Genomic DNA, 26,029 nt, shown 5'->3' with positions numbered 1-26,029 from the left:
GGATTACTGCGTGGCGATGCGCTGCATGGGCGCATTGTCCTTGCGCCATTGTTCCAGGCTGATCAGCTCACCGCTGACGACGTCGTCGACTAGGATGCGCTTGCCATCCTGGGAGACGACGAAACTCTCCCAGCGGTGCGCCGCGTCCGGCGTGTTTTCCACAAAGTTCAGGTCATAGTAGGGCTTGCCATCGATGAGACGCACATCGGGCGACGTTTCCATCACGGCGCCATGGGCGCGGCCGCCCGAAGCCTTTTCGATATGCGCCGACCAGGCCTTGATTTCCGGCAACGCCATCAGCGCATCGACGGCGCGCGCATTCTGTTCCTGTGCCGCCGCCGGGCTGCTCGCGGCCGGGGCATGATCGCCGTGCGGCGCGGACTGCTCGTGCAGGTAGAAAGCGCCGAGCCCGGCGGCCAGCAAGCCGGCCAGGATGCCGGCGATGATGGTGGTTTTGGAAGAAGAGGCGCGTGGCTGCATGATGGTGGCGTGAGAAAGAGGGACGATGGCGGCCATGCTAAAGCAAAACGTGCAGGCGGGCAATCGTTGAAATTTCTAAAAAGCAAGGCGAAAAAAAGCCACCTTCCGTAGAAGATGGCTCTTGGGGCTGCCGGGCAGGCGCAAGCAGCTTTTGGTCTGCCTGTCCTGTCCCGGCGATGCATCCCCGCGCGCCGTCGCCTGCGCGCGGGGATGCCGGACATTACATCATGCCGTCCATGCCGCCCATGCCGCCCATACCACCCATGCCGCCGCCCATGCCGCCGGCTGCCTTGTCGTCAGCGATTTCGCAGACCATGCAGTCGGTCGTCAGCATCAGCGAAGCGATCGAAGCGGCGTTTTGCAGCGCCGAACGGGTCACTTTGGCTGGGTCCAGAACGCCCATTTCCACCATGTCGCCATACGTGCCGTTGGCAGCGTTGTAGCCGTAGTTGCCCGAGCCAGCCAGTACGGCTGCCACGACGACCGAAGCTTCTTCGCCAGCGTTTTGCACGATCATGCGCAGTGGCTCTTCCATTGCGCGCAGGACGATCTTGATACCAGCGTCTTGATCAGGATTGTCGCCCTTGACCGTGATGTTGGCGCGTGCGCGCAGCAGGGCTACGCCGCCGCCTGGCACGATGCCTTCTTCCACGGCAGCGCGTGTTGCGTGCAGTGCATCTTCAACGCGGGCTTTTTTCTCTTTCATTTCGACTTCGGTGGCTGCGCCAACCTTGATCACGGCAACGCCGCCAGCCAGTTTGGCTACGCGCTCTTGCAGTTTTTCACGGTCGTAGTCCGAGGTCGCTTCTTCGATCTGCACACGCACTTGTTTCACGCGTGCTTCGATCGAGGCAGCTTCGCCGGCGCCATCGATGACGATGGTGTTTTCCTTGCCCACTTCGATGCGTTTCGCCTGGCCCAGTTCGGCCAGCGTCACTTTTTCCAGGGTCAGGCCGACTTCTTCAGCGATCACTTGGCCACCGGTCAGGACAGCGATGTCTTCCAGCATGGCTTTGCGGCGGTCGCCGAAGCCAGGTGCTTTCACTGCGCAAGTTTTCAGGATGCCGCGGATGTTGTTCACAACCAGGGTAGCCAGCGCTTCGCCTTCGATGTCTTCCGCGATGATCAGCAGTGGACGGCCAGCTTTGGCGACTTGTTCCAGTACCGGCAGCAGGTCACGGATGTTCGAGATTTTCTTGTCGCACAGCAGGACGAATGGGCTGTCCAGGACGGCAACTTGCTTCTCTGGGTTGTTGATGAAGTATGGCGACAGGTAGCCGCGGTCGAACTGCATGCCTTCAACGATGTCCAGCTCGTCGTTCAGCGACTTGCCGTCTTCCACCGTGATCACGCCTTCTTTGCCGACTTTTTCCATCGCTTCAGCGATACGCTCGCCGATCGAGTAGTCCGAGTTCGCCGAGATCGCGCCAACCTGGGCGATTTCCTTGGTCGTGGTGCAAGGACGGGCGATTTTCGCCAGTTCTTCGACGGTCGCAGCAACAGCCTTGTCGATACCGCGCTTCAGGTCCATCGGGTTCATGCCGGCGGCAACGAACTTCATGCCTTCGCGCACGATGGCTTGGGCCAGCACGGTTGCGGTGGTGGTGCCGTCGCCGGCGTTGTCGCTGGTGCGGGAAGCCACTTCCTTGACCATTTGCGCGCCCATGTTCATGAGCTTGTCTTTGAGTTCAACTTCTTTCGCTACCGACACACCATCCTTGGTGACGGTAGGGGCGCCGAACGAGCGCTCCAGGACCACGTTGCGGCCTTTCGGGCCCAAGGTGACTTTGACTGCGTTGGCGAGGATGTTGACGCCTTCGACCATCTTGGCGCGCGCTGCGTCGCCGAATACTACTTCTTTAGCTGCCATGTTCAATTCTCCTGAGTTTCGGGATGTATCTGTCTACAACGTGGAAACAATTACTTGACGACGATCGCCATGATGTCTTCTTCGCGCATGACCAGCAGCTCATCGCCGTCAACTTTGACGGTTTGGCCGGCGTACTTGCCGAACAGGACGCGGTCGCCCACTTTGACATCCAGAGGACGGACTTTGCCGTCGTCGAGAATCTTGCCATTGCCTACGGCAAGGACTTCGCCTTGATCCGGTTTTTCAGCAGCTGCATCAGGAATGATGAGGCCGGACGCAGTCTTGGTTTCCTGGTCGAGGCGTTTGACGATGACGCGATCGTTCAATGGGCGCAGATTCATACAAAACTCCTTAAAGTTCAATGGATAGGTGTTGCTAAATGAATACATGCCTGGCACAGCGCCAGGCGTGCTTTCAGTGACCGCCGTTGAAAGCAGCCCGCAACGGTCAAGCAAACCCCATGGCATCGGGTGCATGCCGGCGCTGGGCAGTGGTGGCATCGCGGCGTCGCCCGCCGCGTAGCGTTCCCTGCTGTTGCCCGGCAGACACCATCATGTCCTGAGGATTGCTACGAAAGAGTTTGTTAGCACTCTCTACTAACGAGTGCTAATTATAGGGACGGTAGGGGGCTTATTCAAGGGCTTATTCTCCGGGAAGATATGCATAGACGTTCTGTGCAGCCTGCATTTACGCAGGGTTTGCGCAAACGCAAGCCTCGTTCCCGGGCGTCAGCAACAGGCGCGACTCTAGCATGCCCTTCAGGCGAACGGCGTTCCTGTACGCACGGGAAACAGAGTTTTGCTATGGACTTTGATAAGATGATTGCAATTGCATATCAATATTCCCCCTGTACCAGAAAGCACACCATGCCATCGACTCTTTCCCGTCCTACCCTGCGCCTGCTGGGCGCCGCCCTCGTCGGCCTCGCCTGCCTGGGCAATGCCGCCGCGCAAACGCCCACCATTCTCGACGAGATCACCGTGGCGACCCTGACGCCGCTGGAAAAGGAAATGCTGCTCAACGAGCTGTTCAACGATCTGAACAAGGACGACGACGACCAGGAAGCCCATGTGTGGAACAACGGCGGCGACAGCGGCGTGCTGGTGAAGGTCACATATCACTTCAGCAACTCCGGCATGACGGAACACAGCCTGAAGGCGCACATCTGCCGCGACCTGAAATTCGTCGTCACGGCGCGCGACAAGTCGCAGGACCTGAGCCGCCGCACCTGTTCGCAGAACAGCGGCCGTTGGGATGTGCAGGGCAAGGACCCGGCGCCCGTCGTGTATCCGCCCTTCCTGTCCGACGTGACCATCGCCAGGCTGAATGCGAAGGAACAGAAATCCTTGCTGACGGCCGCCGTGCGCACCCTGAAAGATGAAGAGGATGGCAAGAGCCGTGAATGGAGCAACAAGGGACTGGGCAATGCCGTGCCCTTGCGCGTCACTTTGACGCCCTCGCGGACGGACGCCAAACCTGGCAGCTACCATCGTACTTGCCGCGACTTGACGATGGTGCTTGATGGCAAGAGCGGCAAGCAGGAATTGACGCGCCGCTCGTGCGAAAACCGCTATGGTGGTCTCGATATCGAACCCGATTACGTCGACGAGTAAAACGCTGCCATCGCGGCGCCGGCGGATGCGTGCAGATGGCGAAACGCGCCGGAAAAAGCGTGTATTTCACGGCAACTGACCTGCATTGATGTAAATATGTGTGACAGCGGCGTGATTCGATTGACGCCCATGGAGCGTCCGCCCTATAGTGGCGGGATGATTTCCGAATTCAACGAATTATCCGACAAAATAGGCCTGCTGGCCGAAATGACCCATGCGCTGCGCCGTGAAAACGCGCAATTGCGCAAGGACAATGCCGCGCTGGCCGCCGAGAACGCCCTGTATGTGCAACGCATGCGCGAGGCGCAGGAGCGGGTGGAAGCGTTGCTGGAAAAAATTCCCGAACTGGTGCAAGCTGGCCTGGAGCAAGCCGCTTCGGAGGCGGGCGCCTATATTGCCGAGAACGAGAAGGAAGCGTAATGCCGCGTGTCGATGTCAATATCATGGGCCAGTCCTACAGCATGGTGTGCCGCGACGGCGAAGAGCGCGCGTTGCGCGAAGCGGCGATTTATCTCGATAGCAAAATGAAAGCCATCCGCGACGCGGGCAAGGTCAAGGGCAATGACCGCATCGCCGTGCTGGCCGCGCTGGGCGTGGCCGCGGAATTCCTCTCCGTGAAGTCGCCGCAAGGTCCGCTGTCGGAACTGACGATCCTGGAAGTGAAGCAGAAGATCTCGGCCATGCACACGGTACTGGACAGCGCATTGACGCCCCAGGAAAACCTTTTTTAAACACCGAACCAAACCTACTGCGCGTCGCGACTTGCGGCCTGCGATGCTCGCTGCCTCGGCGGCCCCGTGCAAGCACAGCTGCGCTTCTTGGCCACAATTCATCGCCGCTCGCTACGGTTTTGTTCAGTGTTATTAATTGGATTTTAAGCGGACACGGTACGATTTGTCTTTGCGATGCGCGATCAAAGGAGTAAACTTGGGTCTACCCTGCGGTGTTCGCGATTGCCATATATTCCTTGAACCATTTATGCGCATCGGTTGCGAATTTTGTTTGATGGGAGTGAGCGTCGCTCGTTCGACGAACCCGAAATTGAACTAACGTGACCACCTTGAACCGTTTGGTTCGGGATGCCGGCATAGCGGCACAGGCGGGGCCCAATTTGCATCACCACCGAAAACGGTTGCCGCATCCTGCGCAACCGTTTTTTTACGTCTGTCGCTTTCACACGGAGTCTGCATGAAACAATACTGGCTGATGAAATCCGAACCCGATGAAGTGAGCATCGACGACCTGATGGCGGCGCCCGGGCACACCATGCCGTGGTTTGGCGTGCGCAACTACCAGGCGCGCAACTTCATGCGCGACGGCATGCGGCCGGGCGACGGCGTGCTGTTTTATCACTCCAGCTGCCCGCAGCCGGGCGTGGCGGGCGTGGCCGAAGTGGCCAGCGGCGCGTATCCCGATCACAGCCAGTTTGAAGAAGGCGGCAAGTATTTCGATGCTAAGGCCACGCCGGAACAGCCGCGCTGGATCAGCGTCGACGTGCGCGGCGTGAAGAAGACGGCGCTGCTGCCCCTGTCCGAGATGCGCCAGATGCCGGAGCTGGAAGACATGCTGCTGCTCAAGAAGGGCAGCCGGCTGTCGATCACGCCCGTGACGCCGGCGCAATGGAAGGTCATTACCGGCAAGCTGAAGGTGTAGTCCAAGCCTGCTCCTCGACCCGGTTGCGGCCATTCTGCTTGGCCCGGTACAGGGCCTGGTCGGCGGCGGCCAGCAGTTGTGCCGGCGTTTGATTTTCGTCATGCAGGGCCAGGCCGATGCTGGCCGTCACCAGGCCGCCGCGCGACGGCGCGTGGGCGATGGCGGCCGCGGCGATCGCTGCCTGCATCTTGTGCGCCACCGCCAGCGCCCCCGCGCGGTCGGTGGCGGGCAGGATGGCGGCAAATTCCTCGCCGCCGAAGCGGGCCGCCAGGTCGCTGGCGCGCGGTAGCGCGGAATGCAGGGCCGCCGCGACTTGCACCAGGCAGGCGTCGCCATACGGGTGGCCGAAGGTATCGTTGAGGCTTTTGAAGAAATCGATATCGATGATCAGCAGCGCCAGCGGCTGACTGTTGCGCGCGGCGCGCTGCCACTCGAGCTGCAAGGTCTGGTCGAAGCAGCGCCGGTTGGCAATGCCCGTCAAGCCATCCGTCAGCGACAGCTTTTCCAGCTTGTCCAGCGCCGCGCGCAAGGCCAGTTCGCTTTGCATGTAGCGGCTTTGCAAGGTGGCCGAGCGCAGCGCGTGGACCAGCAGCGCGACGAACAGCGACGCCGCCGCCAGGTAGAAATGCGTGCGCATGACGGCAAAGCCCAGGCCCAGCAGGGCGGCCGTAAAGAAGATGGGACTGAAATTGTCGATCAGCAGGGTCAGCCGCCGCGGCGGCTGGCCTGGCCGTGCCTCGTCCCCGGTCATCCGGGTTTGCGCGGCCAGCACCGCCAGCAGCAGGAACGGCAAGCCCGGCAGCACTTCGCTCCATGCTTGCGTCACGCCGTGCAAGGTCAGATAGTTATAGATGGCCGCGCAGCCCCCGTAGCAGCATAAAAACACCGTCAGCAGCAGGTAAAAGCGGCCCTGTTCGCCATCGCGGCGGTGCGCCAGCAAACGCAGCGAGGCGCAGCAAGCCAGGGCCAGGTTTTCCACGTTGTAGGTCAGCACCAGCAGGCTGGCGGGAATCGGCGCGATGGAGCGCTGGTCGAATGGCGACACGGAAAAGATAGCCGTATAGGCCAGGTAGGCCGCCAGCAGCACCTGCACGGCGTCCAGCCATTGCAGGGTGCGCGAGGGATGCTCGTGCGTCACGGACGACATGGCCAGAAGCAGGGGCGCGCCATACATGAAATAGGCAAAATCGGAAAAATACGTGGCGTCGGATGCCACCTGGCCGCTCAGGTCTTGCCAGGCCGACAATATCATCCCCGTGCTCCAGAACAGCATGGCCACGGCGAACAGGGCCCAGCCTGTCCTGGCTGTGCCTGCCGTGCTGACGCAGGCGCAGCGGCAACAGGCGGCCAGCGCCAGCAGCGGCGCGACAATGCTGAAGGCATAGCTCACCCAGGGGGCGCGCGTGCCCGCCCATGCCGTCAAGGCCAGCTGGGCCAGCACATAGCAGGCGCCCAGCGTAGTCCAGCAGGTCAGTTTTCGCCCGGCAGGCGGCATGGCAAGGCACTCCCCGGTGGCGTCGTGGCGTAGCGCCAATACGGCGATACGTGAAAACGATGATACCCAGATGTCAACAGCTAGTCCATTCCATGCAGAAATTTTGCTGTTTTTAGGGAAATGTTGGCGGGGGAGGGGATGGCGCGCCTGCCTGGCGCGCCACCGGGGGAATTGTGGTGCTTAGGTGTTGGCCGGGCGGGCCTTGGTGGGCGGCGTGCCCATCACCTGGCTTTTGTACGCCCACACGAGCAGCGCGATGGCGCCGACGATCATCGGCAAGGACAACATCTGGCCCGAGGTGATCGGCACGCCCAACCACACGACTTCCCAGTCCGGCGTGCGGAAGTATTCCGTGAAGAAGCGCGCGCAGCCGTACAACAGGGTGAACATGGCGCCCACGGCCATGCGCGGACGCTGCTTGCGCGCATACAGCCACAGGATGATGAACACCAAAATGCCGTCGACCAGCATCTGGTAGATGGGCGACGGGTGCACGGGATACGGGATGCCCGGCCATTGCATGGCCCACGGCAGGGTTTCCGGTGCGATGCGGCCCGGCAGTTCGGCATTGATGAAGTTGCCCAGGCGGCCGGCCGCATAGCCGAGCGGCACCAGCGGCGCGATGAAGTCAAGCACGTCGAACAGGTTGCGGCCCGCCTTGCGGCTCCACAGGTACATGGCCAGGATGACGCCGAGGAAGCCGCCATGGAAGGACATGCCGCCATGCCAGACCATGAAGATCTCGAGCGGATTGTGCAGGAAGTATTCGGGACGGTAGAACAGCACTTCGCCCAGGCGCCCGCCGATCACCACGCCCAGCATGCCGTAGAACAGCATGTCGTCGAGGTCTTCCTTCTTCCAGCCCAGCACGGCGATATGCGGCTGCTTGATGCGCACGCGGCCCAGGATAATGAACAGGGCGAAGGCCAGTACATACATCAGGCCGTACCAGTGCACGGCGAGCGGGCCGATCTGGATGGCTATCGGGTCGGGCATCGGGTGTATCAGCATGGGAATTCTTTCTTTGTTTAAAGCCAAGGTTGCGTAGTATGGGGGCGCTGGCGGTTTTTTGCCTTAGCGGCCACTTAATTTAATCGGCGGCAGCGCTGATCTGCTTGCGCAGCAGCGCCAGGAAACCTTGCAGCACGGCGGACGGATTGTCGCGGCGCCAGGCCAGGCCCGTTTCCACCAGCGGCGTGGCGTCCTGCAGCGGCCTGTATTCTACGCCCGGGCGCATCAGATTCGATACCGATTGTGGCACAAGCGCGATGCCCATGCCAGCCGACACGAGGCTGACGATGGTTTGCATCTGGATCGCTTCCTGGCCGATCTGCGGCGTGATGCCGGCCGCGCGGAACACGCCGAGGATGGCATCGTGCAGGGCGGGGGATATTGCACGCGGGAAAATGATCAAGGGCAGGGGCGGCAGGTCGCGCAGGCGCACGGGGCCCGGCGTGTTCAGGATGTCGAGGCCGGACGGCGCGGCCAGCACCAGCGGCTCGGCCAGCACGGGCAGGTAGTCGAGTTCGCCCTTCGCCTTCTCGGGCAGGGGCGGGATCAGCAGGCCCGCATCCGTGCGCCCGGCCAGCAGTTCGTCCAGTTGCAGGTCCGAGGTGGCTTCCTGCAGGGCGATCTGCACCTGCGGACAGGCCGTCTGGTAGGCGCGCAGCAATGGCGGCAGCACGCTGTAGTCGGCCGAGGAAACGAAAGCCAGGCTCAGACGGCCCGCCTCGCCCTGCGCGGCCCGCCGTACCAGCGCGGGCAAGTCCTGCGCCTGCGCCAGCAGGCGGCGCGCCTCGGGCAGCAGGGCGCTGCCGGCCGGTGTCAGCTGCACTTCGCGGCGCGTGCGCACGAACAGGGGCGCACCCAGCAGTTCTTCCAGGGCCATGATGGTTTGCGACAGCGGTGGTTGCGTCATGTGCAGGCGCGCGGCGGCGCGGCCGAAGTGCAATTCCTCGGCGACGGTGACGAAATAGCGCAGCTGGCGCAGTTCGATATTCATATGCGTTTCCATGTGGAGTAAGTGCTGTGATATGCAAAACGACTCACAGGAACGTGCATCATATATTTGACAGTGGGGCGCGCGCAAGGCAATCTGACGTACCCCCACTGCATGCAGGGTTTTGTTGAAAATCCGCGCAGTCAGGCATCAATCATCCTTGGAAGGACCCCATCATGCCGCAATACCGCTCCCGCACCACCACCCACGGCCGCAACATGGCTGGCGCCCGCGCCCTGTGGCGCGCCACCGGCATGAAGGACGGCGACTTCGACAAGCCGATCATCGCCGTCGTCAACTCGTTTACCCAGTTCGTGCCCGGCCACGTGCATCTGAAGGACCTGGGACAGATGGTGGCGCGCGAAATCGAGGCTGCCGGCGGCGTGGCCAAGGAATTCAACACCATCGCCGTCGATGACGGCATCGCCATGGGCCACGGCGGCATGCTGTATTCGCTGCCCTCGCGCGACCTGATCGCCGACTCCGTCGAATACATGGTCAACGCCCACTGCGCCGACGCCATGGTCTGTATCTCGAACTGCGACAAGATCACGCCGGGCATGCTGATGGCCGCCATGCGCATCAATATCCCCGTCGTGTTCATCTCCGGCGGGCCGATGGAAGCGGGCAAGGTCGTCAAGGTGGTCAACGGCACGCAGAAGATCATCAAGCTGGACCTGGTCGACGCCATGATCAAGGCGGGCGACAGCACCGTCTCCGACGCTGACGTGGCCGAGATCGAGCGTTCCGCCTGCCCCACCTGCGGTTCCTGCTCCGGCATGTTTACGGCCAACTCGATGAACTGTCTGACCGAAGCGCTGGGCCTGGCCCTGCCCGGCAACGGCACGATTCTGGCCACGCACTCCGACCGCCAGCAGCTGTTCCTGCGCGCGGGCCGTCTGATCGTGGAACTGGCCAAGCGCCACTACGAGCAGGACGATTACTCGGTGCTGCCCCGTTCCATCGCCACCAAGGCCGCGTTTGAAAACGCCATGGCGCTCGACGTCTCCATGGGCGGCTCGACGAATACCGTGCTGCACTTGCTGGCCGCCGCGCATGAGGCGGAGGTGGAATTTTCCATGGCCGACATCGACCGCATTTCGCGCAAGGTGCCTTGCCTGTGCAAGGTGGCGCCGATGACGGACAAATACCATATCGAGGACGTGCACCGCGCGGGCGGCATCGTGGGCATCCTGGGCGAACTGGCGCGCGCCGGCCTGCTCAACACGACCCTGCCGACGATCCACGCGCCGACCCTGGCCGACGCCATCGCGCAAAACGACATCATGTGCACGGATAACCCCGCCGTGCATGAACTGTTCCGCGCCGCGCCGGGCGGCGTGCCGACGCAGACGGCATTCTCGCAGTCGGAGCGCTTCGCGGCCGTCGATACGGACCGCAGCACGGGCTGCATCCGCGACAAGGCCCACGCCTACTCGCAGGATGGCGGACTGGCGGTCTTGTACGGCAACCTGGCCGAAAAGGGCTGCATCGTCAAGACGGCAGGCGTCGATGAAAGCATCTTGAAGTTCTCGGGCAAGGCGCGCGTGTTCGAAAGCCAGGATTCCGCTGTGGAAGCGATTTTGGCCGATACCGTGCATGAAGGCGACGTCGTCATCATCCGCTACGAAGGCCCGAAAGGCGGTCCCGGCATGCAGGAAATGCTGTACCCGACCTCGTACATCAAGTCCAAGGGCCTGGGCAAGGCCTGCGCGCTGTTCACGGACGGGCGCTTCTCGGGCGGCTCCTCGGGCCTGGTGATCGGCCACGCCTCGCCGGAAGCGGCCGAAGGCGGCGCCATCGGCCTGGTGGAAGAGGGCGACTTCATCGACATCGACATCCCCGAGCGCACCATCAACCTGCGCGTCACCGATGCGCAGCTGGCCGCGCGCCGCGCCGCCATGGAAGCGAAGGGCGATGCGGCCTGGCTGCCCGTCAACCGCGAGCGCTACGTGTCGCAAGCGCTGCAGGCGTATGCGGCGCTGACGACGTCGGCCGACCGGGGCGCCGTGCGTGATCTCTCCCAGCTGAAGAAGCAGAAACGCTGATTTGTTGTGTAAGTACGACGGCCGGCCCCGTTTGACTGTGCGGGGCCGGCTGTCGTTACATCGCCTTACAAACAACATGGTCATGCGCGCGCAGATGGGGCAGAATAGCTATGCCTTCTGACGACATTGCGTTACTACATTGAAACGCTTGATCTGGGCTCGTGGTGCATCTGCGGAAACACAGTAAAATGCCGCAGGAAGTAACTTTGGAGAAAAGACAATGAAACGTTTTATGTTGGTGAGTGTATTGGCCGTATCGGCTCTGGCATCGCAAGCAGCGTTGGCCAATCCGGACCTGGCGAAAGCAAAAAACTGCATGGCTTGCCACGCGGTGAGCACGAAACTGGTGGGCCCTGCGTTCAAGGACGTGGCTGCCAAGTACGCCGGTCAGAAAGACGCGGAAGCCAAGCTCGTGGCGAAAGTCATGAAGGGCGGTTCCGGCACCTGGGGCGCGATCCCGATGCCAGCGAACCCGCAAGTGAGCGATGCGGAAGCCCACACCCTGGTTAAATGGGTACTGGCACAGAAATAATCTGTGCCGCAGTACCTGCAATTAGCGCGCCGGCAATCCCGGCGCGTTTTTTTTGCCCCCAGCCTGCAAATTCTGCAGGTTCCCCATGCCCGTCAAGGTCGCCCGCACGGCCTCGTCGAGCGGCGTATGCGGCTCCTGGCCCAGCACGGCCAGCAGCCGCGCATTGTCCATGGACAGGGGCGCTTGCCACAGATAGCGCATCTCGCGCATTTCGCGCAAGGTCGCCACGAACGGCGACGCCAGCGCCACCAGCCACCACGGAAAACGCCGGATGGCGGGCGCCGCTCCTGTCGCCTGTTCCACCACGCGGGCGATCGCGCCCGTCATTTGCCGGCCGTCGTGGTCCCAGTGGCCGGCCATGTGAAAGCGCGCAAACGCGGGCAAGGTGGCGCGCATGGCCAGCAATTGCACCATCGTGCGCGCCACGTCGGGCAGGTAGGACCACTGGTGGCCCACGCCGGGCGCGCCAGGATGCAGGATGCTGCGCACGCTCTGGCCCGGTTTCACCAGCCCCTGCGAAAACCAGTTATTGCCGGCGCGTGGGCCGAAGAAGTCGCCTGCGCGCACGATCAGCACGCGCGCGCCCTGCGTGCTGGCCCGTTCCAGCCGTGCTTCCAGTTCCACGCGGATGGCGCCCTTGCGCGTCTGCGGGTGCTGCGGCGCGTCTTCCTCCAGCACGGGAAAGGCGTCGGGACCGAAGTTATACACGGTGCCGGGCAGCACGATGGTGGCGCCTTCGGCCATCGCCGCGGCAATCGTGTTGTCGAGCATGGGCAGCACCAGCCGGCCCCAGTGGCGGTAGCCGGGCGGATTGACGGCGTGCACGATGACGGCGCAGCCTTTCGCGGCTGCCAGCACGTCCGCGCGCGACAGCGCATCGCCGCGCAGCCACTCGATGTTATCTCGCCGTGGCGATGGCGTTTCTCCCCGCGTCAGGGCGCGTACCTGCCAGCCCGCCGCCAGTAGCTGGTGCACCATCTCGCCGCCGATGCCGCCCGTCGCGCCCAGTACCAATGCTGTTTTGTCCATCATGACCTCCGTGTGGTTGATGACGCCAGTATCTGCCGCGCAAGGCTAATTGGGAATTGACGAACATCGAGCACAAGCTATACATTTATGTATGACCAAGTTGACACCATGAACCCATCCATTCCCTGGGAATACTACCGTTCGCTGCTGGCCGTGCTGAAGCAGGGCTCCCTGTCCGGCGCCGCCCGCGCGCTGGGCATCACGCAGCCCACCGTCGGCCGGCACGTCGCCGCCCTGGAGCAGGCGCTGGGCGCGACCCTGTTCACGCGCTCCCAGCTGGGCTTGCTGCCCACGGAAGTGGCCCTGGCGCTGCGGCCCCATGCGGAAACCATGGAGCACACGGCGGCCCTGATGCAGCGCGCGGCCAGCAGCCAGGGGCAGGGCGTGGCCGGCGTCGTGCGCATCGCGGCCAGCGAAGTGGTGGGCGTGGAGGTGCTGCCGCCCATCCTGGCCCGCTTGCGCGCGCGCCATCCTGGGCTGACCATTGAATTGGTATTGAGCAATAAAGTGCAGGATTTGCTGCGCCGCGAGGCGGACATTGCCGTGCGCATGCTGCGTCCGCGCCAGGAGCAGCTGGTGGCGCGCAAGGTGGGCGAGATCGAACTGGGCCTGCATGCGCACGCGGATTATCTGGCGCGCCATGGCACGCCGGCGGGGTTGCTTGATCTGGCGCAACACGCCGTCATCGGCTACGACGAGGCGAGTCCGTTCGTGCGCAACGCGGGTGCGGCCTTTCAGGGATTTTCGCGGGAAAACTTTGCCTGGCGCAGCGACAGCGACCTGGCGCAACTGGCCCTGATACGGGCGGGCGCCGGCATCGGCGTGTGCCAGGCGGGGCTGGCGGCGTGCGATCCGGCCCTGCGGCGCGTGCTGCCGCAAGCGTTTTCGCTGCCGATGGAGACGTGGGTCACCATGCATGAAGATTTGCGCGGCAGCCTGCGCTGCCGCGCCACCTTCGACGCGCTGGCCGAAGGTTTACGCGATTACGTGGCTGAGCAGCCGCTTACTTGACGACCTCCATCTTGGTCTTCTTGCCGTCGCGATATGTAAATAAAGTCAGCGCGCCATCCTTGATGTCGCCGTTGGCGTCGAACGAGATCGGACCCGTCACGCCCTGGTAGTGCACCTTGGCCAGATACGGCAGGTAGACGGACGGTTTCGACGATTTGGCGTCCTGCATGGCGGTGGCCATGGTCATCACGGCATCGTAGACGTATGGCGCGTACAGCTGCACTTCCATGTTGTATTTCTGCTTGTAGCGGGCTCGGAAATCGTCCATGCCTTTTTGCTGCGCGCCCGTCACGCCGCCCGCTTCCGCGCAGGTGACCATGTCTTCGCCCACGGCGTCGCCGGCCAGCTTGCCCAGCGGTTCCGTGCACAGGCCGTCGCCGCCCATGAACTTGGCCTTGATGCCCAGCGCCTTCATCTGGCGCAGCATGGGGCCGCCCACGGAATCCATGCCGCCAAAGAAGATCAGGTCGGGATTTTTCGACTTGATGCTGGTCAAAATGGCATTGAAGTCCGTCGCGTTGGCATTGGTAAATTCCTTGCCGACGATTTGCACGCCGGGGGCTGCCTTCTTGGCGCCCTTGACGAACTGTTCCGCCACGCCCTGGCCGTAGGCCGTGCGGTCATCGATGACGGCGATTTTCTTTGCTTGCAGCTTGCCCACGGCATACGCGCCCAGGGTGCCCCCCAGCTTGTTGTCATTGGCGACGACGCGGAAGGCCGTGTTGAATTTCTGCTGGGTGTAGGTCGGGTTGGTGGCGGCCGGCGAAATCTGCGGGATGCCCGCATTGAAGTAAATGCGCGAAGCGGGAATCGTCGTGCCCGAGTTCAGATGGCCGACGACGCCGTTGACCTTGGCGTCGACCAGCTTTTGCGCCACGGCCGTGCCCTGCTTGGGATCGGCCGCGTCATCTTCGGGCACCAGCACGAATTTGACGGCTTTGCCGTCGATCTTGAAGCCTTTGGCGTTCAAATCCTCGATGGCCATCTTGGCCGCGTTCTCGTTATCCTTGCCCAGGTGGGAGCTGGCGCCAGAGACCGGGGCGACGTGGCCGATCTTGATGATTTCCTGCGCGCCCGCATGGCCGGCAAAGGCGAGGGCGAGGGCGAGAGGAAGGACTTTGGTCTTGAGCAGCATAAACATTCTCCAATGGATAAAGATACGGCGGCGTCTCGTGAAAACCGCTTCGAATGGCGGTACGTGTGAAGAAAGGTACAACAAAAAACAGGCGGCGCAAAGCCGCTTTTCGGGCTTTTTGCATTTTGTCGCAACAATCACCAAAGTGAGGCGCGATGCACCGATTTCGCAGGCGCGCGCGCACCAAAGAATGGCGTTGGGAGGGGGAAGGGTGTAGGAATGCCGGCATTAACCCCGCGGCAAGGACTGGGGGCGGACTCTCAGGGGCCGACCCCGGCAATTCGCTGCTAGGGGTAAAGTGGCTTGATTACTGTGCCGGCGGATGCAGATGTCCCAGTTCATGGCTCACTGCATGGGCAACGATCTGTTCCAGCGATTGCTGCAAGTCTTCGCGCAGGGCGCCGCGCATGCCGATCAGGGCGTTTTGCAGGGCCGTCTGCAGGACGTGGGCGATGCGTTCTTCCAGCAGATGGTCGATCTTGCCCTGCACTTGATGCAAGATGCGCTGCGTTAGGCGCTGTTCGATGGCGTCCCAGTCGGGTTGCGGCATGCTGGGCGGCAATGCTGGCGCTTCCTCGAAAGCAGGCGCAGCAGGTGCGACGGGCATCACCTGTGGCACCTCCGGCACCTCCGGCCCCAGCAGCACCTCCGTCAGCAGGGGGATGCCCTGGTCGAATGGCGGTTGGTTCATGCTTTACCCGCCACGAAATGTGTCGGCTGCACGTCCTGCTGGCGGTAGTGCAGGAAGCGCTGGCGGCCCGCCTGCGCATCCTGTTCATCCATGGAGACGATCTCGAAGACGCGCTGGAAATCCGCGTAATTGGCGGGCGGCAGCTGCGACAGGTTGACGAGGATGTCGTGGTGCGGCAGCTCGGCCGCCGCGTCATCGGTCAGGATGATGGGCGTTTGCGGGGCCAGCGGGTCGCCGGCCAGCACGTGCGGCAGGAAATCCGTGGCGGAAATGGTCCACATGGCGCTATTCAAGGCGTCGAGCTGGGTGCCATCTTGCACCAGCACGACCACCTTGTTGCCGGCCATATACGCCTTGCGTGCCAGACGGCAGGCGTAGGCCAGCTTGTCCGGCACGTTGCTGTGAAAATCGACGCGGCTCATGGCGATCAAGCGGCCATGCCGCTGTGGCGCAGCAGGGCGTCGATCGACGGTTCGCGGCCGCGGAAGGCCGTGAACGATTCCAGCGCGGGGCGCGAGCCGCCGACGGACAGGATTTCCTGCAGGTAACGCTTGCCCGCCGCCGTGGTGGCGGCCGGTCCCAGCGCTCGGGCTTCCTCGAAGGCCGCATAGGCGTCGGCGGACAGCACCTCGGCCCATTTGTAGCTGTAGTAGCCAGCCGCGTAGCCGCCGGAGAAGATATGCCCGAAGGAATTCTGGAAGCGGTTGAAGGCGGGCGGGATGATCAGCGCGAACTTGGCGCGCACGCCGTCGATCAGCTGCTGCACGCTCTGGCCCGTGCTGGCATCGTAGTCATAGTGCAGATGCATGTCGAGCAGGGAGAATTCCACCTGGCGCAGGGTTTGCAGGCCGGACTGGAAATTCTTGGCCGCCAGCATCTTGTCGTACAGCGCGTGCGGCAGCGGCTCGCCCGTGACGGCATGCGCCGTCATGTGTTCGAGCACTTCCCATTCCCAGCAGAAATTTTCCATGAATTGCGACGGCAGTTCCACGGCATCCCATTCGACGCCGGCAATGCCCGACACGCCCAGCTCGTCGACGACGGTCAGCATATGGTGCAGGCCATGGCCGAACTCGTGGAACAGGGTGATCACTTCATCGTGGGTGAACAGCGCCGGCTGGGCCTGGCCATCGACCACGGCCGGTTCCGTGAAATTGCAGGTCAGGTAGGCGATCGGCGTTTGCACTTGCTGTGCATCGGCACGGCGGCCGCGCGCGTCATCCATCCAGGCGCCGCCGCTCTTGCCGGCGCGCGCATACAGGTCCAGGTAGAACTGGCCGACCAGCTGGCCATCGCGCTCGATGCGGTAAAAACGCACGTCCGGGTGCCAGACGGGCGCTGTATCCAGTTTGATCTCGACCGCGAACAGGTTCTGGATCTGGCGGAACAAGCCGTCGATCACCTTGTGTTCAGGGAAATACTGTTTGACTTCCTGGGCCGAGAACGCGTAACGGCGTTCCTGCAGTTTTTCGGAGGCGTAAGGCACGTCCCACGCCTGCAGTTCGGCGATGCCCAGTTCTTCCCGGGCGAATTGTTTCAGCTCGGCCAGGTCCTTCTCGGCGAACGGACGCGCGCGCTTGGCGAGGTCTTCCAGGAAAGTGACGACTTGCGCGGGCGAGGTGGCCATCTTCGATACCAGCGACACTTCGGCGAAATTGGCGTAGCCGAGCAGTTGTGCCTCTTCGTTGCGCAGCCGCAACAAGGTGACGATGTTTTGCGTGTTGTCCCAGTCCTCTTTCTTGCTGAAGACCTCGCCCTGGTCCGATGCCTTGGTGGCGTTGGCGCGGTAGATGGTTTCGCGCAGCGCGCGGTTGTCGGCAAATTGCAGGATAGGGTAATAGGACGGGAAGTGCAGCGAGAATTCATAGCCTTGCTTGCCGGCCTTTTCGGCGGCGGCGCGCGCGGCGGCCTTCACGTCGTCGGGCAAGCCGGCCAGGTCGCTTTCGTTCTCGACCAGCAACTTGTAGTCATTGGTGGCGTCGAGCACGTTTTCGGAAAAACGCGTACCGACGGCCGCATGTTCTTCCTGGATGGCGCCGAAGCGCTCTTTCTTGTCCTCGGGCAACTCGGCGCCGCCCAGGCGGAAGTCGCGCACGGCATTCTCGACGATGCGCCGGCGCGCCGGCGACAGGCTGGCGAAATCGGCGCGGGCCTGCAATTGCTTGTATTTGCCGAAGAGGATTTCGTTCTGGCCCAGCTCGGTCAAGAACTCCGTTACCTTGGGCAGGTTGGCATTGTAGGCGGCGCGCAGTTCCGGCGTATCGACCACGCTATTCAAATGGTTGACGATGCTCCAGGCGCGGCCCAGGGTTTCGGCGATCTGGTCCTGGGGCGCGACGAAGTTGTCCCAGCTCACTTCTTCCATGGGCGCTTCCAGCCGCGCCACCGTGGCGCGTGCCTGTTCCAGGAGGGTATCGATGGCAGGCGTGACATGCTCGTGCGTGATCGCGTCGAAGCGTGGCAGGCCGGAAAAATCAAGCAGGGGATTGGTATTCATCGTCGGTTCGTCCATTCTGTCTTCATATATGGAGCGCCTGAAAAACGTTCAGGGCAAGGCGCGGTGCCGAAGGCAGTACGAATAGTACGGCGAGGCACTGCAACGCAGCCATGGACGTTTTCTCAGGTGCTCCTCTTAGATGCGCTCGGCGGCCTCTACCGTATTCATCAACAGCATCGTGATCGTCATCGGGCCCACGCCGCCGGGCACGGGCGTGATGTGGGAGGCGATTTCTTTCACTCCGGCAAAATCCACGTCGCCGCACAGCTTGCCGTCATCGTCGCGGTTCATGCCCACGTCGATGACGATGGCGCCCGGCTTGACCATGTCGGCCGTCAGGGTGTTGCGGCGGCCGACGGCGGCCACGACCACGTCCGCCTGGCGCGTGTACAGGCCCAAGTCCGGGGTCGCACTATGGCAGATGGTGACGGTAGCGTTCGCTTGCAAGAGCAGCAGGGCCATCGGCTTGCCGACCGTGTTGCTGCGGCCGATGACGACGGCATGCTTGCCGCGCAAGTCCACGCCCGTGCTTTCGATCAGTTTCATGCAGCCGTACGGCGTGCACGGGCGGAAGCCGGGCAAGCCCGTCATCAGTTCGCCGGCGCTCAGGACGGAATAGCCGTCCACGTCTTTCGTCGTGGCGATCGCTTCGATGACCTTGTGCGGGTTGATGTGCTTGGGCAAGGGCATCTGCACGAGGATGCCGTGGATGGCGGGATCGGCGTTCAGGCTGGCGATGCGTGCCAGCAAGTCCGCTTCGGACAGGTCCGCTTCATATTTTTCCAGCACCGAGTGGAAACCCACGTCGCCGCACGCCTTGACCTTGTTGCGGACGTACACCTGGCTGGCCGGGTCTTCGCCGACGAGGATCACGGCCAGGCCGGGCTGGGTGCCCTTGGCTGTAAGGGCGGCGGCGCGCGTGGCGATCTCGCTGCGCAGTTTTTGGGAGAGGGCGATTCCGTCGATCAGTTGTGCTGGCATGGTAGGGGCTGAGAGATGTGGGAGGGAAAAGACAGATTATAAAGCCGGGCGGCGCAAAGGGGCGGTTTTGGCTATGCAAAGGCGTAGCAGCAGCGGGCCAGAGACGCGGGCCTGAGAAAATGCCGATGGCGGCGTTGCAGCTCCTTGCCGTACTGGCGTACTGTCTGCGTCGCTGCGCCTTGCCCTCGACATTTTTCAGGCCCGCTTGGCCCGGTATGCCTGTGCGGACGACTGGGGCGTTAATGCGTTTTGCTGGTGGGCTGGTGGCCTAGGGAGCGCAAGGGCCTGCGGTTCTTTTGGCGCCGTTTTTGGCACTTTGATCACCCTAATTTCCGGGCAGAATTTGCGGCAGTGCAGCATAAATTTCATAGGGCGATTTCATAATATGAAATGCTATATCGTAATTTGAAAAATACTAAATACGCTGTTAGAATCCCCACACTAAACCGACTTAATAGTAAATAATCAGCGAAATACCGTCCGACAGCGATCCGGAAAATCGGGGTGGGGCGTTCACAAAGGAGACTCAACAGATGTCAGCTCAACTGAACCAGGTAACGACACAGATCGGCACCGACCCGGATATGCAGGAAACCAAGGAGTGGCTGGACGCGCTCGAAGCCGTGCTGGAAAACGAAGGTCCGGAACGCGCGCATTACCTGATGGAGCGCATGGTTGACCTGGCCCGCCGCCGCGGCGCCCAGATCCCGTTCTCCAGCACCACCGCCTACGTCAATACCATCCCCACCAAGCAAGAAGCACACTGTCCCGGCAACCTGGAGTACGAAGAGCGCCTGCGCTCGTGGATGCGCTGGAACGCCATGGCCATGGTGGTCAAGGCCAACCGCGCCGACGGCGACCTGGGTGGCCACTTGTCCTCGTTCGCGTCGCTGGCGAACATGCTGGGCATCGGTTTCAACCATTTCTGGCACGCGCCGACGGCCGACCACGGCGGCGACCTGCTGTACATCCAGGGCCACTCCTCGCCCGGCGTCTACGCGCGCGCCTTCCTGGAAGGCCGCTTGACGGAAGAGCAAATGCTGAACTTCCGCAAGGAAGTCGACGGCAAGGGCCTGTCCTCGTACCCGCATCCGAAGCTGATGCCTGACTTCTGGCAGTTCCCGACCGTGTCGATGGGCCTGGGCCCGCACATGGCGATCTACCAGGCGCGCTTCCTGAAATACCTGCACGCACGCGGCATCGCCAAGACCGACAACCGCAAGATCTGGGCCTTCTGCGGCGACGGCGAGATGGACGAGCCGGAATCCCTGGGCGCGATCGGCCTGGCCGCGCGCGACATGCTCGACAACCTGGTCATCGTGGTCAACTGCAACCTGCAGCGCCTGGACGGCCCGGTACGCGGCAACACCAAGATCATCCAGGAGCTGGAAGGCGAATTCCGTGGCGCCGGCTGGAACGTCGTCAAGGTCATCTGGGGTCCGGGCTGGGACGCCCTGCTGGCGCAAGATAAAGAAGGCATCCTGCAGCGCGTGATGATGGAAACCGTCGACGGCGAATACCAGAACTACAAGGCGAAAGACGGCGCCTACGTGCGCAAGCATTTCTTTGGCAAGCATCCGAAGCTGCTGGAAATGGTTGCCAACATGACGGACGACGACATCTGGCGCCTGACCCGCGGCGGCCACGATCCGCACAAGATCTACGCGGCCTTCAAGATCGCCCAGGAACACAAGGGCCAGCCGACCGTCCTGCTGGTAAAAACCATCAAGGGCTACGGCATGGGCAAGTCCGGCGAAGCGCGCAACACGGCGCACCAGACGAAAAAACTGGACGACGAAGCCATCCGCGAAATGCGCGACCGCTTCTCGCTGCCTATCCCCGACGACAAGCTGGCCGACATCCCGTTCTTCAAGCCTGCCGACGACGCGCCGGAAATGGTCTACCTGCACGAGCGCCGCAAGGCCCTGGGCGGCTACCTGCCGCAGCGCCGCCAGAAAGCGGAAGAAACCCTGCCCGTGCCTGGCCTGGACGCGTTCAAGAACGTGCTGGAAGCGACGCCGGAAGGCCGCGAAATCTCGACCACGCAAGCCTTCGTGCGCGTCATTTCGACCCTGCTGAAAGACCCGAACCTGGGCCAGCGCGTCGTGCCTATCCTGGTCGATGAATCGCGTACCTTCGGCATGGAAGGCCTGTTCCGCCAGATCGGCATCTACAACCCGAAAGGCCAGTTGTACGAGCCGGTCGACAAGGACCAGGTCATGTACTACCGCGAAGACAAGGCCGGCCAGATCCTGCAGGAAGGCATCAACGAAGCGGGCGGCATGAGCTCGTGGATCGCCGCGGCGACGTCGTATTCGACCAACGACCGCATCATGATCCCGTTCTACACCTTCTACTCGATGTTCGGTTTCCAGCGCATCGGCGACCAGGTGTGGGCTTCGGCCGACATGCGCGCCCGCGGCTTCCTGATGGGCGGCACGGCCGGCCGTACGACCCTGAACGGCGAAGGCTTGCAGCACGAAGATGGCCACAGCCATATCTTCGCCGCGACCATCCCGACCTGCATGCCGTACGACCCGACCTTCAGCCACGAAGTCGCCGTCATCATCCAGGACGGCCTGCGCCGCATGATCGCCAACCAGGAAGATGTGTTCTACTACATCACGATCATGAACGAGAACTACGCCCAGCCAGGCATCAAGCCAGGCCAGGAAGAAGGCATCCTGAAAGGCATGTATAAGTTGCAAGAAGGCAAGGCTGACGCCAAGCTGCGCGTACAGCTGATCGGTTGCGGCACCATCCTGCGCGAATCGATCTTTGCCGCCGAATTGCTGGAAAACGACTGGGGCGTGGCTGCGGACGTATGGTCGGCGCCGTCGCTGACCCTGGTGGCCCGCGATGGCCAGGACGCCGAACGCTGGAACATGGTCAACCCGTCGAAACAGCAGCGCGTGCCGTACGTGACGTCGCTGATGCAGGACACGGATGGCCCGATCGTCGCCACGACCGACTACATGCGCGCATTTGCAGAACAGATCCGCGCCTTCATGCCGAAGGGCCGCACCTACAAAGTGCTCGGTACCGATGGCTTTGGCCGCTCGGACAGCCGCGCCAAGCTGCGCGAGTTCTTCGAAGTGAACCGTTATTATGTCACCGTGGCCGCGCTCAAATCGCTGGCTGACGAAGGCAAGATCGACGTGTCGGTGGTGGAGCAGGCGATTGCCAAGTACGGCATCGACGCGAACAAACCGAATCCGGTGACCCAGTAATCGTTGTGCGGACCCGATGATGCCAGGGCGGTGCGAAAGTGCCGCCCTGGCGTGTGTGCGGGTCCATCTGACAAATAAAATAACGGAGCAAGCTATGAGCATTGTGGAAGTCAAAGTCCCGGATATCGGCGATTTCAAGGAAGTCGAGATCATTGAACTGATGGTCAAGCCAGGCGATACGGTCAAGGTGGACCAGTCCCTCATCACCGTCGAATCGGACAAGGCCAGCATGGAAATTCCATCGAGCCACGCCGGTGTCGTCAAGGAATTGAAAGTCAACGTGGGCGACAAGATCGCCGAAGGTTCGCTGGTTCTGCTGCTGGAAGTGGCGGACGACGCCTCGGCGCCGGCGCCTGCCGCCGCTGCTGCCCCGGCACCTGCCGCTGAAGCCGCCCCCGCCGCCGCTCCTGCGGCCGCGCCAGCGCCTGCCGCCCCTGCCGGCGCGCCGGCCCTGGTCGATGTGACCGTGCCCGATATCGGCGACTTCAAGGAAGTCGAAGTCATCGAACTGATGGTCAAGGTCGGCGACACGATCAAGGTCGACCAGTCGCTGCTGACGGTCGAATCGGACAAGGCCAGCATGGAAATCCCATCGAGCCATGCCGGCATCGTCAAGGAATTGAAAGTCAAGGTCGGCGACAAGGTCGCCAAGGGTAGCTTGGTACTGGTGGTGGAAACGACCGGTGGCGCTGCCGCCCCGGTCGCTGCACCCGCTGCCGCGCCTGCACCGGCCGCGCAAGCTGCCGCCGCACCAGCCGCCGCCATCGCTTCGGCGCCGGTCGCCGCTGCCCCGGCACCTGCCGCCGCGCCTGCCGTCAACGGCAAGCTGGCGCACGCGTCGCCATCGATCCGCAAATTCGCGCGCGAACTGGGCGTGGACCTGGCCCGCGTGGGCGGTTCCGGTCCGAAGGGCCGCATCACCCAGGAAGACGTGCAGAACTTCGTCAAGGGCGTGATGTCGGGCGCCGTTGCCGCGCCAAACGCGCCAGTCGCTGCCAAAGGCGGTTCGGGCGTGGGCCTCGATCTGCTGCCATGGCCGTCGCTGGACTTCAGCAAGTTCGGCACGACCGAATTGCTGCCGCTGTCGCGCATCAAGAAAATCTCGGGTCCGAACCTGCACCGCAACTGGGTCATGATCCCGCACGTCACGCAGTTCGACGAAGCGGACGTGACGGACCTGGAAGCATTCCGCGTCGACACCAACGCGGCCAATGCGAAGAACAAGGATGCGGCCAAGCTGACCATGCTCGCCTTTGTGATCAAGGCCTCCGTCGCCGCGCTGAAGAAATTCCCCGCGTTTAACGCCTCGCTCGACGCCAAGGGCGAGAACCTGATCCTCAAGCAGTACTACAACATCGGCTTCGCGGCCGACACGCCGAACGGCTTGGTGGTACCGGTGATCAAGGGCGCGGACCAGAAGTCGGTCTCGCAAATCGCCCGCGAAATGACGGAACTGTCGCTGCAGGCACGCGAAGGCAAGCTGAAACCGGCCGACATGCAGGGCGCCAGCTTCACGATCTCGTCCCTGGGCGGCATCGGCGGCACGCACTTCACGCCTATCGTCAATGCGCCGGAAGTGGCGATCCTGGGTCTGTCGAAAGCCTCGATCAAGCCGGTATGGGATGGCAAGGCCTTCCAGCCACGCCTGATGATGGGCACCTCGCTGTCCTACGACCACCGCGTGGTCGATGGCGCGATGGGCGCGCGATTCTCCGTGTACCTCGGCGAAGTCCTGGCCGACATGCGCAAAATTCTGCTGTAAGGAGCGATTGATGAGCACAGTAGAGGTAAAAGTACCGAATATCGGCGATTTCAAGGAAGTCGAAGTCATCGAACTGATGGTCAAGGTGGGCGACACCATCAAGGTGGACCAGTCCCTGATCACGGTCGAATCGGACAAGGCCAGCATGGAGATTCCGTCGACCCACGCCGGCGTCGTCAAGGAAGTCAAGGTCAAGGTCGGCGACAAGATCGCCGAAGGCAGCGCGCTGCTGGTGGTGGAAGCGGCTGTAGGCGCGGCTGCTGCTCCAGCAACTGCGCCGGCGGCCGCTCCTGCGCCTGCCGCAGCCGCTCCGGCAGCCGCTGCGGCTCCTGCACCTGTCGCCGCCATCCCGGCCGGCAATTACAGCGGCCAGGTCGACATCGACGTCGACATGATGGTATTGGGCGGCGGTCCTGGCGGCTATTCGGCGGCGTTCCGCGCGGCCGACCTGGGCATGTCGACGGTTATCGTCGAGCGCTACGCCACCCTGGGCGGCGTGTGCCTGAACGTGGGCTGCATCCCGTCGAAGGCGCTGCTGCACGTTGCTTCCGTCATCGATGAAACGGCGCACATGTCGAATACAGGCGTGACATTTGCCAAACCGACCATTGATATCGATCAAGTGCGCAAGTACAAGGAAGGTGTAATTTCGAACATGACGGGCGGCCTGGCCGGCATGGCCAAGGCGCGCAAGACGCAAGTCGTCACGGGCGTGGGCCAGTTCCTCTCCGCGAACCACATCGAAGTGACGGCTGGCGACGGCTCGAAAAAAGTCGTGCAGTTCAAGCAAGCCATCATCGCTGCCGGTTCGTCCGTGGTGAAACTGCCCTTCGTGCCGGAAGACCCGCGCATCGTCGATTCGACGGGTGCACTGGAATTGCGCCAGATCCCGAAACGCATGCTGGTCATCGGCGGCGGCATCATCGGCCTGGAAATGGCGACTGTCTACTCCACGTTCGGCGCGCGCATCGACGTGGTCGAAATGATGGATGGCCTGATGCAGGGCGCTGACCGCGACGCCGTCAAGGTGTGGCAGAAGTTCAACGAAAAGCGCTTCGACAACATCATGACCAAGACCAAGACGGTCGCCGTCGAGGCGTTGCCGGAAGGCATCAAGGTCACGTTCGAAGCTGCCGAAGCGGGTGCCACGGCACCGGCGCCGCAAGTCTACGACCTGGTGCTCGTCGCCGTGGGCCGCAGCCCGAACGGCAAGAAGATCGCTGCCGACAAGGCCGGCGTGAACGTCACCGACCGCGGCTTCATCGAAGTCGACAGCCAGATGCGCACCAACGTGCCGAACATCTTCGCCATCGGCGATCTGGTCGGCCAGCCGATGCTGGCGCACAAGGCCGTGCATGAAGCACACGTGGCCGCCGAAGCGGCATCCGGCCAGAAGTCGCACTTCGACGTCAAGGTGATCCCTTCGGTCGCCTACACCGATCCGGAAGTGGCATGGGCCGGCATCACGGAAGACGAAGCGAAAGCCAAGGGCATCAAGGTTGAGAAGGGCCACTTCCCGTGGGCCGCTTCGGGCCGCGCCGTGGCCAACGGCCGCGCCGAAGGCTTCACCAAGCTGCTGTTCGATGCGGAAACGCACCGTATCATCGGCGGCACCATCGTCGGCACGCATGCGGGCGACATGATCGGCGAAATCGCGCTGGCCATCGAAATGGGCTGCGACGGCACCGACATCGGCAAGACCATCCACCCGCACCCGACCCTGGGCGAGTCGATCGGCATGGCCGCCGAAGTGTACGAAGGCGTATGCACGGACTTGCCGCCGCCGCGCAAGCGTTGATGTTGTAGCGCTGTGACACTAAAAACCCCGCAAGCGATTGCGGGGTTTTTTATTGTCCAAATACGATTAAATACCTGACCGGCGGCACCATCGTCGGCACGCATGCGGGCGACAGGTGAAAGATGAAGCGGCGAAATCGCGCTGGCCATCGAAATGGGCTGCGACGGCACCGACATCGGCAAGACCATCCACCCGCACCCGACCC

General features: G+C 62.6%; 22 protein-coding genes and 1 other RNA gene. 11 read left to right on the top strand and 12 right to left on the bottom strand.

All coding sequences use genetic code 11. From position 1 onward, the window contains the following. Positions 1 to 3: 3 nt before the first annotated feature. The 3 genes from AC1RJW_RS23755 to groES all read right to left on the bottom strand — a co-directional run bounded on the left by AC1RJW_RS23755 (position 4) and on the right by groES (position 2,691). Positions 4 to 516: a hypothetical protein gene (locus tag AC1RJW_RS23755; RefSeq protein WP_493047134.1), complete on the bottom strand. Its 513-nt coding sequence runs from the start codon at positions 514 to 516 to the stop codon at positions 4 to 6. Positions 517 to 700: 184 nt separating this feature from the next. Further along, positions 701 to 2,350: a chaperonin GroEL gene (gene groL, locus AC1RJW_RS23750; protein WP_070281377.1), complete on the bottom strand. Its 1,650-nt coding sequence runs from the start codon at positions 2,348 to 2,350 to the stop codon at positions 701 to 703. A gap of 50 nt (positions 2,351 to 2,400) precedes the next feature. Next, positions 2,401 to 2,691 (bottom strand): co-chaperone GroES, encoded by a 291-nt coding sequence (groES, locus tag AC1RJW_RS23745; RefSeq protein WP_010400979.1) that lies wholly within the window; start codon positions 2,689 to 2,691, stop codon positions 2,401 to 2,403. A 525-nt stretch (positions 2,692 to 3,216) separates the two neighbouring features. Here groES and AC1RJW_RS23740 point away from each other — a divergent pair. The 5 genes from AC1RJW_RS23740 to AC1RJW_RS23720 all read left to right on the top strand — a co-directional run bounded on the left by AC1RJW_RS23740 (position 3,217) and on the right by AC1RJW_RS23720 (position 5,616). Further along, a complete protein-coding gene (locus AC1RJW_RS23740; protein WP_493047133.1) occupies positions 3,217 to 3,963 on the top strand; it encodes a hypothetical protein in 747 nt (248 codons plus the stop codon). A 129-nt stretch (positions 3,964 to 4,092) separates the two neighbouring features. Next, positions 4,093 to 4,383, top strand: coding sequence for a DUF904 domain-containing protein (locus AC1RJW_RS23735; protein ID WP_306594795.1), 291 nt, complete (start codon positions 4,093 to 4,095; stop codon positions 4,381 to 4,383). Continuing rightward, on the top strand, positions 4,383 to 4,694 hold the full coding sequence (locus AC1RJW_RS23730; protein WP_034747344.1) for a cell division protein ZapA: 312 nt from the start codon (positions 4,383 to 4,385) through the stop codon (positions 4,692 to 4,694). Before AC1RJW_RS23735 ends, AC1RJW_RS23730 begins: the two co-directional genes overlap by 1 nt. Positions 4,695 to 4,895: 201 nt before the next feature. After that, positions 4,896 to 5,073, top strand: a non-coding RNA gene (ssrS, locus tag AC1RJW_RS23725) — 6S RNA. Positions 5,074 to 5,151: 78 nt separating this feature from the next. After that, complete coding sequence (locus tag AC1RJW_RS23720) at positions 5,152 to 5,616, top strand: EVE domain-containing protein (protein WP_493047132.1); 465 nt, start codon at positions 5,152 to 5,154, stop codon at positions 5,614 to 5,616. Here AC1RJW_RS23720 and AC1RJW_RS23715 read toward each other — a convergent pair. From AC1RJW_RS23715 to AC1RJW_RS23705, 3 genes are all read right to left on the bottom strand, one after another. Next, complete coding sequence (locus AC1RJW_RS23715) at positions 5,594 to 7,111, bottom strand: GGDEF domain-containing protein (protein ID WP_493047131.1); 1,518 nt, start codon at positions 7,109 to 7,111, stop codon at positions 5,594 to 5,596. The genes AC1RJW_RS23720 and AC1RJW_RS23715 overlap by 23 nt on opposite strands. Positions 7,112 to 7,291: 180 nt before the next feature. Then, entirely contained in the window at positions 7,292 to 8,122 is an 831-nt protein-coding gene (gene lgt, locus AC1RJW_RS23710; RefSeq protein ID WP_436494118.1) for a prolipoprotein diacylglyceryl transferase, read from the bottom strand. A 79-nt stretch (positions 8,123 to 8,201) separates the two neighbouring features. Then, a complete protein-coding gene (locus AC1RJW_RS23705) occupies positions 8,202 to 9,113 on the bottom strand; it encodes a LysR family transcriptional regulator (protein WP_493047130.1) in 912 nt (303 codons plus the stop codon). Between the two features lie 173 nt (positions 9,114 to 9,286). Between AC1RJW_RS23705 and ilvD the strand changes: the two genes are divergently transcribed. Both ilvD and AC1RJW_RS23695 read left to right on the top strand, forming a co-directional pair. After that, complete coding sequence (ilvD, locus tag AC1RJW_RS23700) at positions 9,287 to 11,158, top strand: dihydroxy-acid dehydratase (RefSeq protein ID WP_493047129.1); 1,872 nt, start codon at positions 9,287 to 9,289, stop codon at positions 11,156 to 11,158. Positions 11,159 to 11,378: 220 nt separating this feature from the next. Further along, a complete protein-coding gene (locus tag AC1RJW_RS23695; RefSeq protein ID WP_034786554.1) occupies positions 11,379 to 11,690 on the top strand; it encodes a c-type cytochrome in 312 nt (103 codons plus the stop codon). Positions 11,691 to 11,711: 21 nt separating this feature from the next. On the opposite strand, the gene AC1RJW_RS23690 is transcribed toward AC1RJW_RS23695, so the two are convergent. Next, positions 11,712 to 12,722 (bottom strand): NAD-dependent epimerase/dehydratase family protein, encoded by a 1,011-nt coding sequence (locus AC1RJW_RS23690; protein ID WP_493047128.1) that lies wholly within the window; start codon positions 12,720 to 12,722, stop codon positions 11,712 to 11,714. Between the two features lie 105 nt (positions 12,723 to 12,827). On the opposite strand from AC1RJW_RS23690, the gene AC1RJW_RS23685 reads away from it, so the two are divergent. Further along, the gene (locus AC1RJW_RS23685; RefSeq protein ID WP_493047127.1) at positions 12,828 to 13,730 is read left to right on the top strand and encodes a LysR family transcriptional regulator; all 903 of its coding nucleotides are present in this window, start codon (positions 12,828 to 12,830) and stop codon (positions 13,728 to 13,730) included. Here the strand turns inward: AC1RJW_RS23685 and AC1RJW_RS23680 are convergent. The 5 genes from AC1RJW_RS23680 to folD form a co-directional block, all read right to left on the bottom strand. Continuing rightward, positions 13,723 to 14,865 carry a branched-chain amino acid ABC transporter substrate-binding protein gene (locus tag AC1RJW_RS23680; protein WP_070289205.1) on the bottom strand — a complete coding sequence of 381 codons (1,143 nt, stop codon included), beginning with the start codon at positions 14,863 to 14,865 and terminating at the stop codon, positions 13,723 to 13,725. The genes AC1RJW_RS23685 and AC1RJW_RS23680 overlap by 8 nt on opposite strands. Positions 14,866 to 15,172: 307 nt before the next feature. Then, positions 15,173 to 15,556, bottom strand: coding sequence for a DUF2486 family protein (locus tag AC1RJW_RS23675; RefSeq protein WP_493047126.1), 384 nt, complete (start codon positions 15,554 to 15,556; stop codon positions 15,173 to 15,175). Further along, on the bottom strand, positions 15,553 to 15,978 hold the full coding sequence (locus tag AC1RJW_RS23670) for a DNA polymerase III subunit chi (protein WP_070311793.1): 426 nt from the start codon (positions 15,976 to 15,978) through the stop codon (positions 15,553 to 15,555). Before AC1RJW_RS23670 ends, AC1RJW_RS23675 begins: the two co-directional genes overlap by 4 nt. 5 nt (positions 15,979 to 15,983) lie before the next feature. Next, a complete protein-coding gene (locus AC1RJW_RS23665; RefSeq protein WP_493047125.1) occupies positions 15,984 to 18,068 on the bottom strand; it encodes a M3 family metallopeptidase in 2,085 nt (694 codons plus the stop codon). Between the two features lie 120 nt (positions 18,069 to 18,188). Continuing rightward, positions 18,189 to 19,034: a bifunctional methylenetetrahydrofolate dehydrogenase/methenyltetrahydrofolate cyclohydrolase FolD gene (gene folD, locus AC1RJW_RS23660; protein WP_070221908.1), complete on the bottom strand. Its 846-nt coding sequence runs from the start codon at positions 19,032 to 19,034 to the stop codon at positions 18,189 to 18,191. A gap of 533 nt (positions 19,035 to 19,567) precedes the next feature. On the opposite strand from folD, the gene aceE reads away from it, so the two are divergent. The 3 genes from aceE to lpdA all read left to right on the top strand — a co-directional run bounded on the left by aceE (position 19,568) and on the right by lpdA (position 25,824). Next, positions 19,568 to 22,264 carry a pyruvate dehydrogenase (acetyl-transferring), homodimeric type gene (aceE, locus tag AC1RJW_RS23655; RefSeq protein ID WP_099408847.1) on the top strand — a complete coding sequence of 899 codons (2,697 nt, stop codon included), beginning with the start codon at positions 19,568 to 19,570 and terminating at the stop codon, positions 22,262 to 22,264. Between the two features lie 94 nt (positions 22,265 to 22,358). After that, positions 22,359 to 24,026, top strand: a complete 1,668-nt coding sequence (gene aceF / locus AC1RJW_RS23650) for a dihydrolipoyllysine-residue acetyltransferase (RefSeq protein WP_493047124.1) — start codon at positions 22,359 to 22,361, stop codon at positions 24,024 to 24,026. A 10-nt stretch (positions 24,027 to 24,036) separates the two neighbouring features. Further along, the gene (gene lpdA / locus AC1RJW_RS23645) at positions 24,037 to 25,824 is read left to right on the top strand and encodes a dihydrolipoyl dehydrogenase (protein WP_493047123.1); all 1,788 of its coding nucleotides are present in this window, start codon (positions 24,037 to 24,039) and stop codon (positions 25,822 to 25,824) included. Positions 25,825 to 26,029: the final 205 nt, after the last annotated feature.

Source organism: Janthinobacterium sp. GW822-FHT07A03 (genome assembly GCF_058798815.1).
This window is presented reverse-complemented; position numbering and strand designations above follow the sequence as displayed.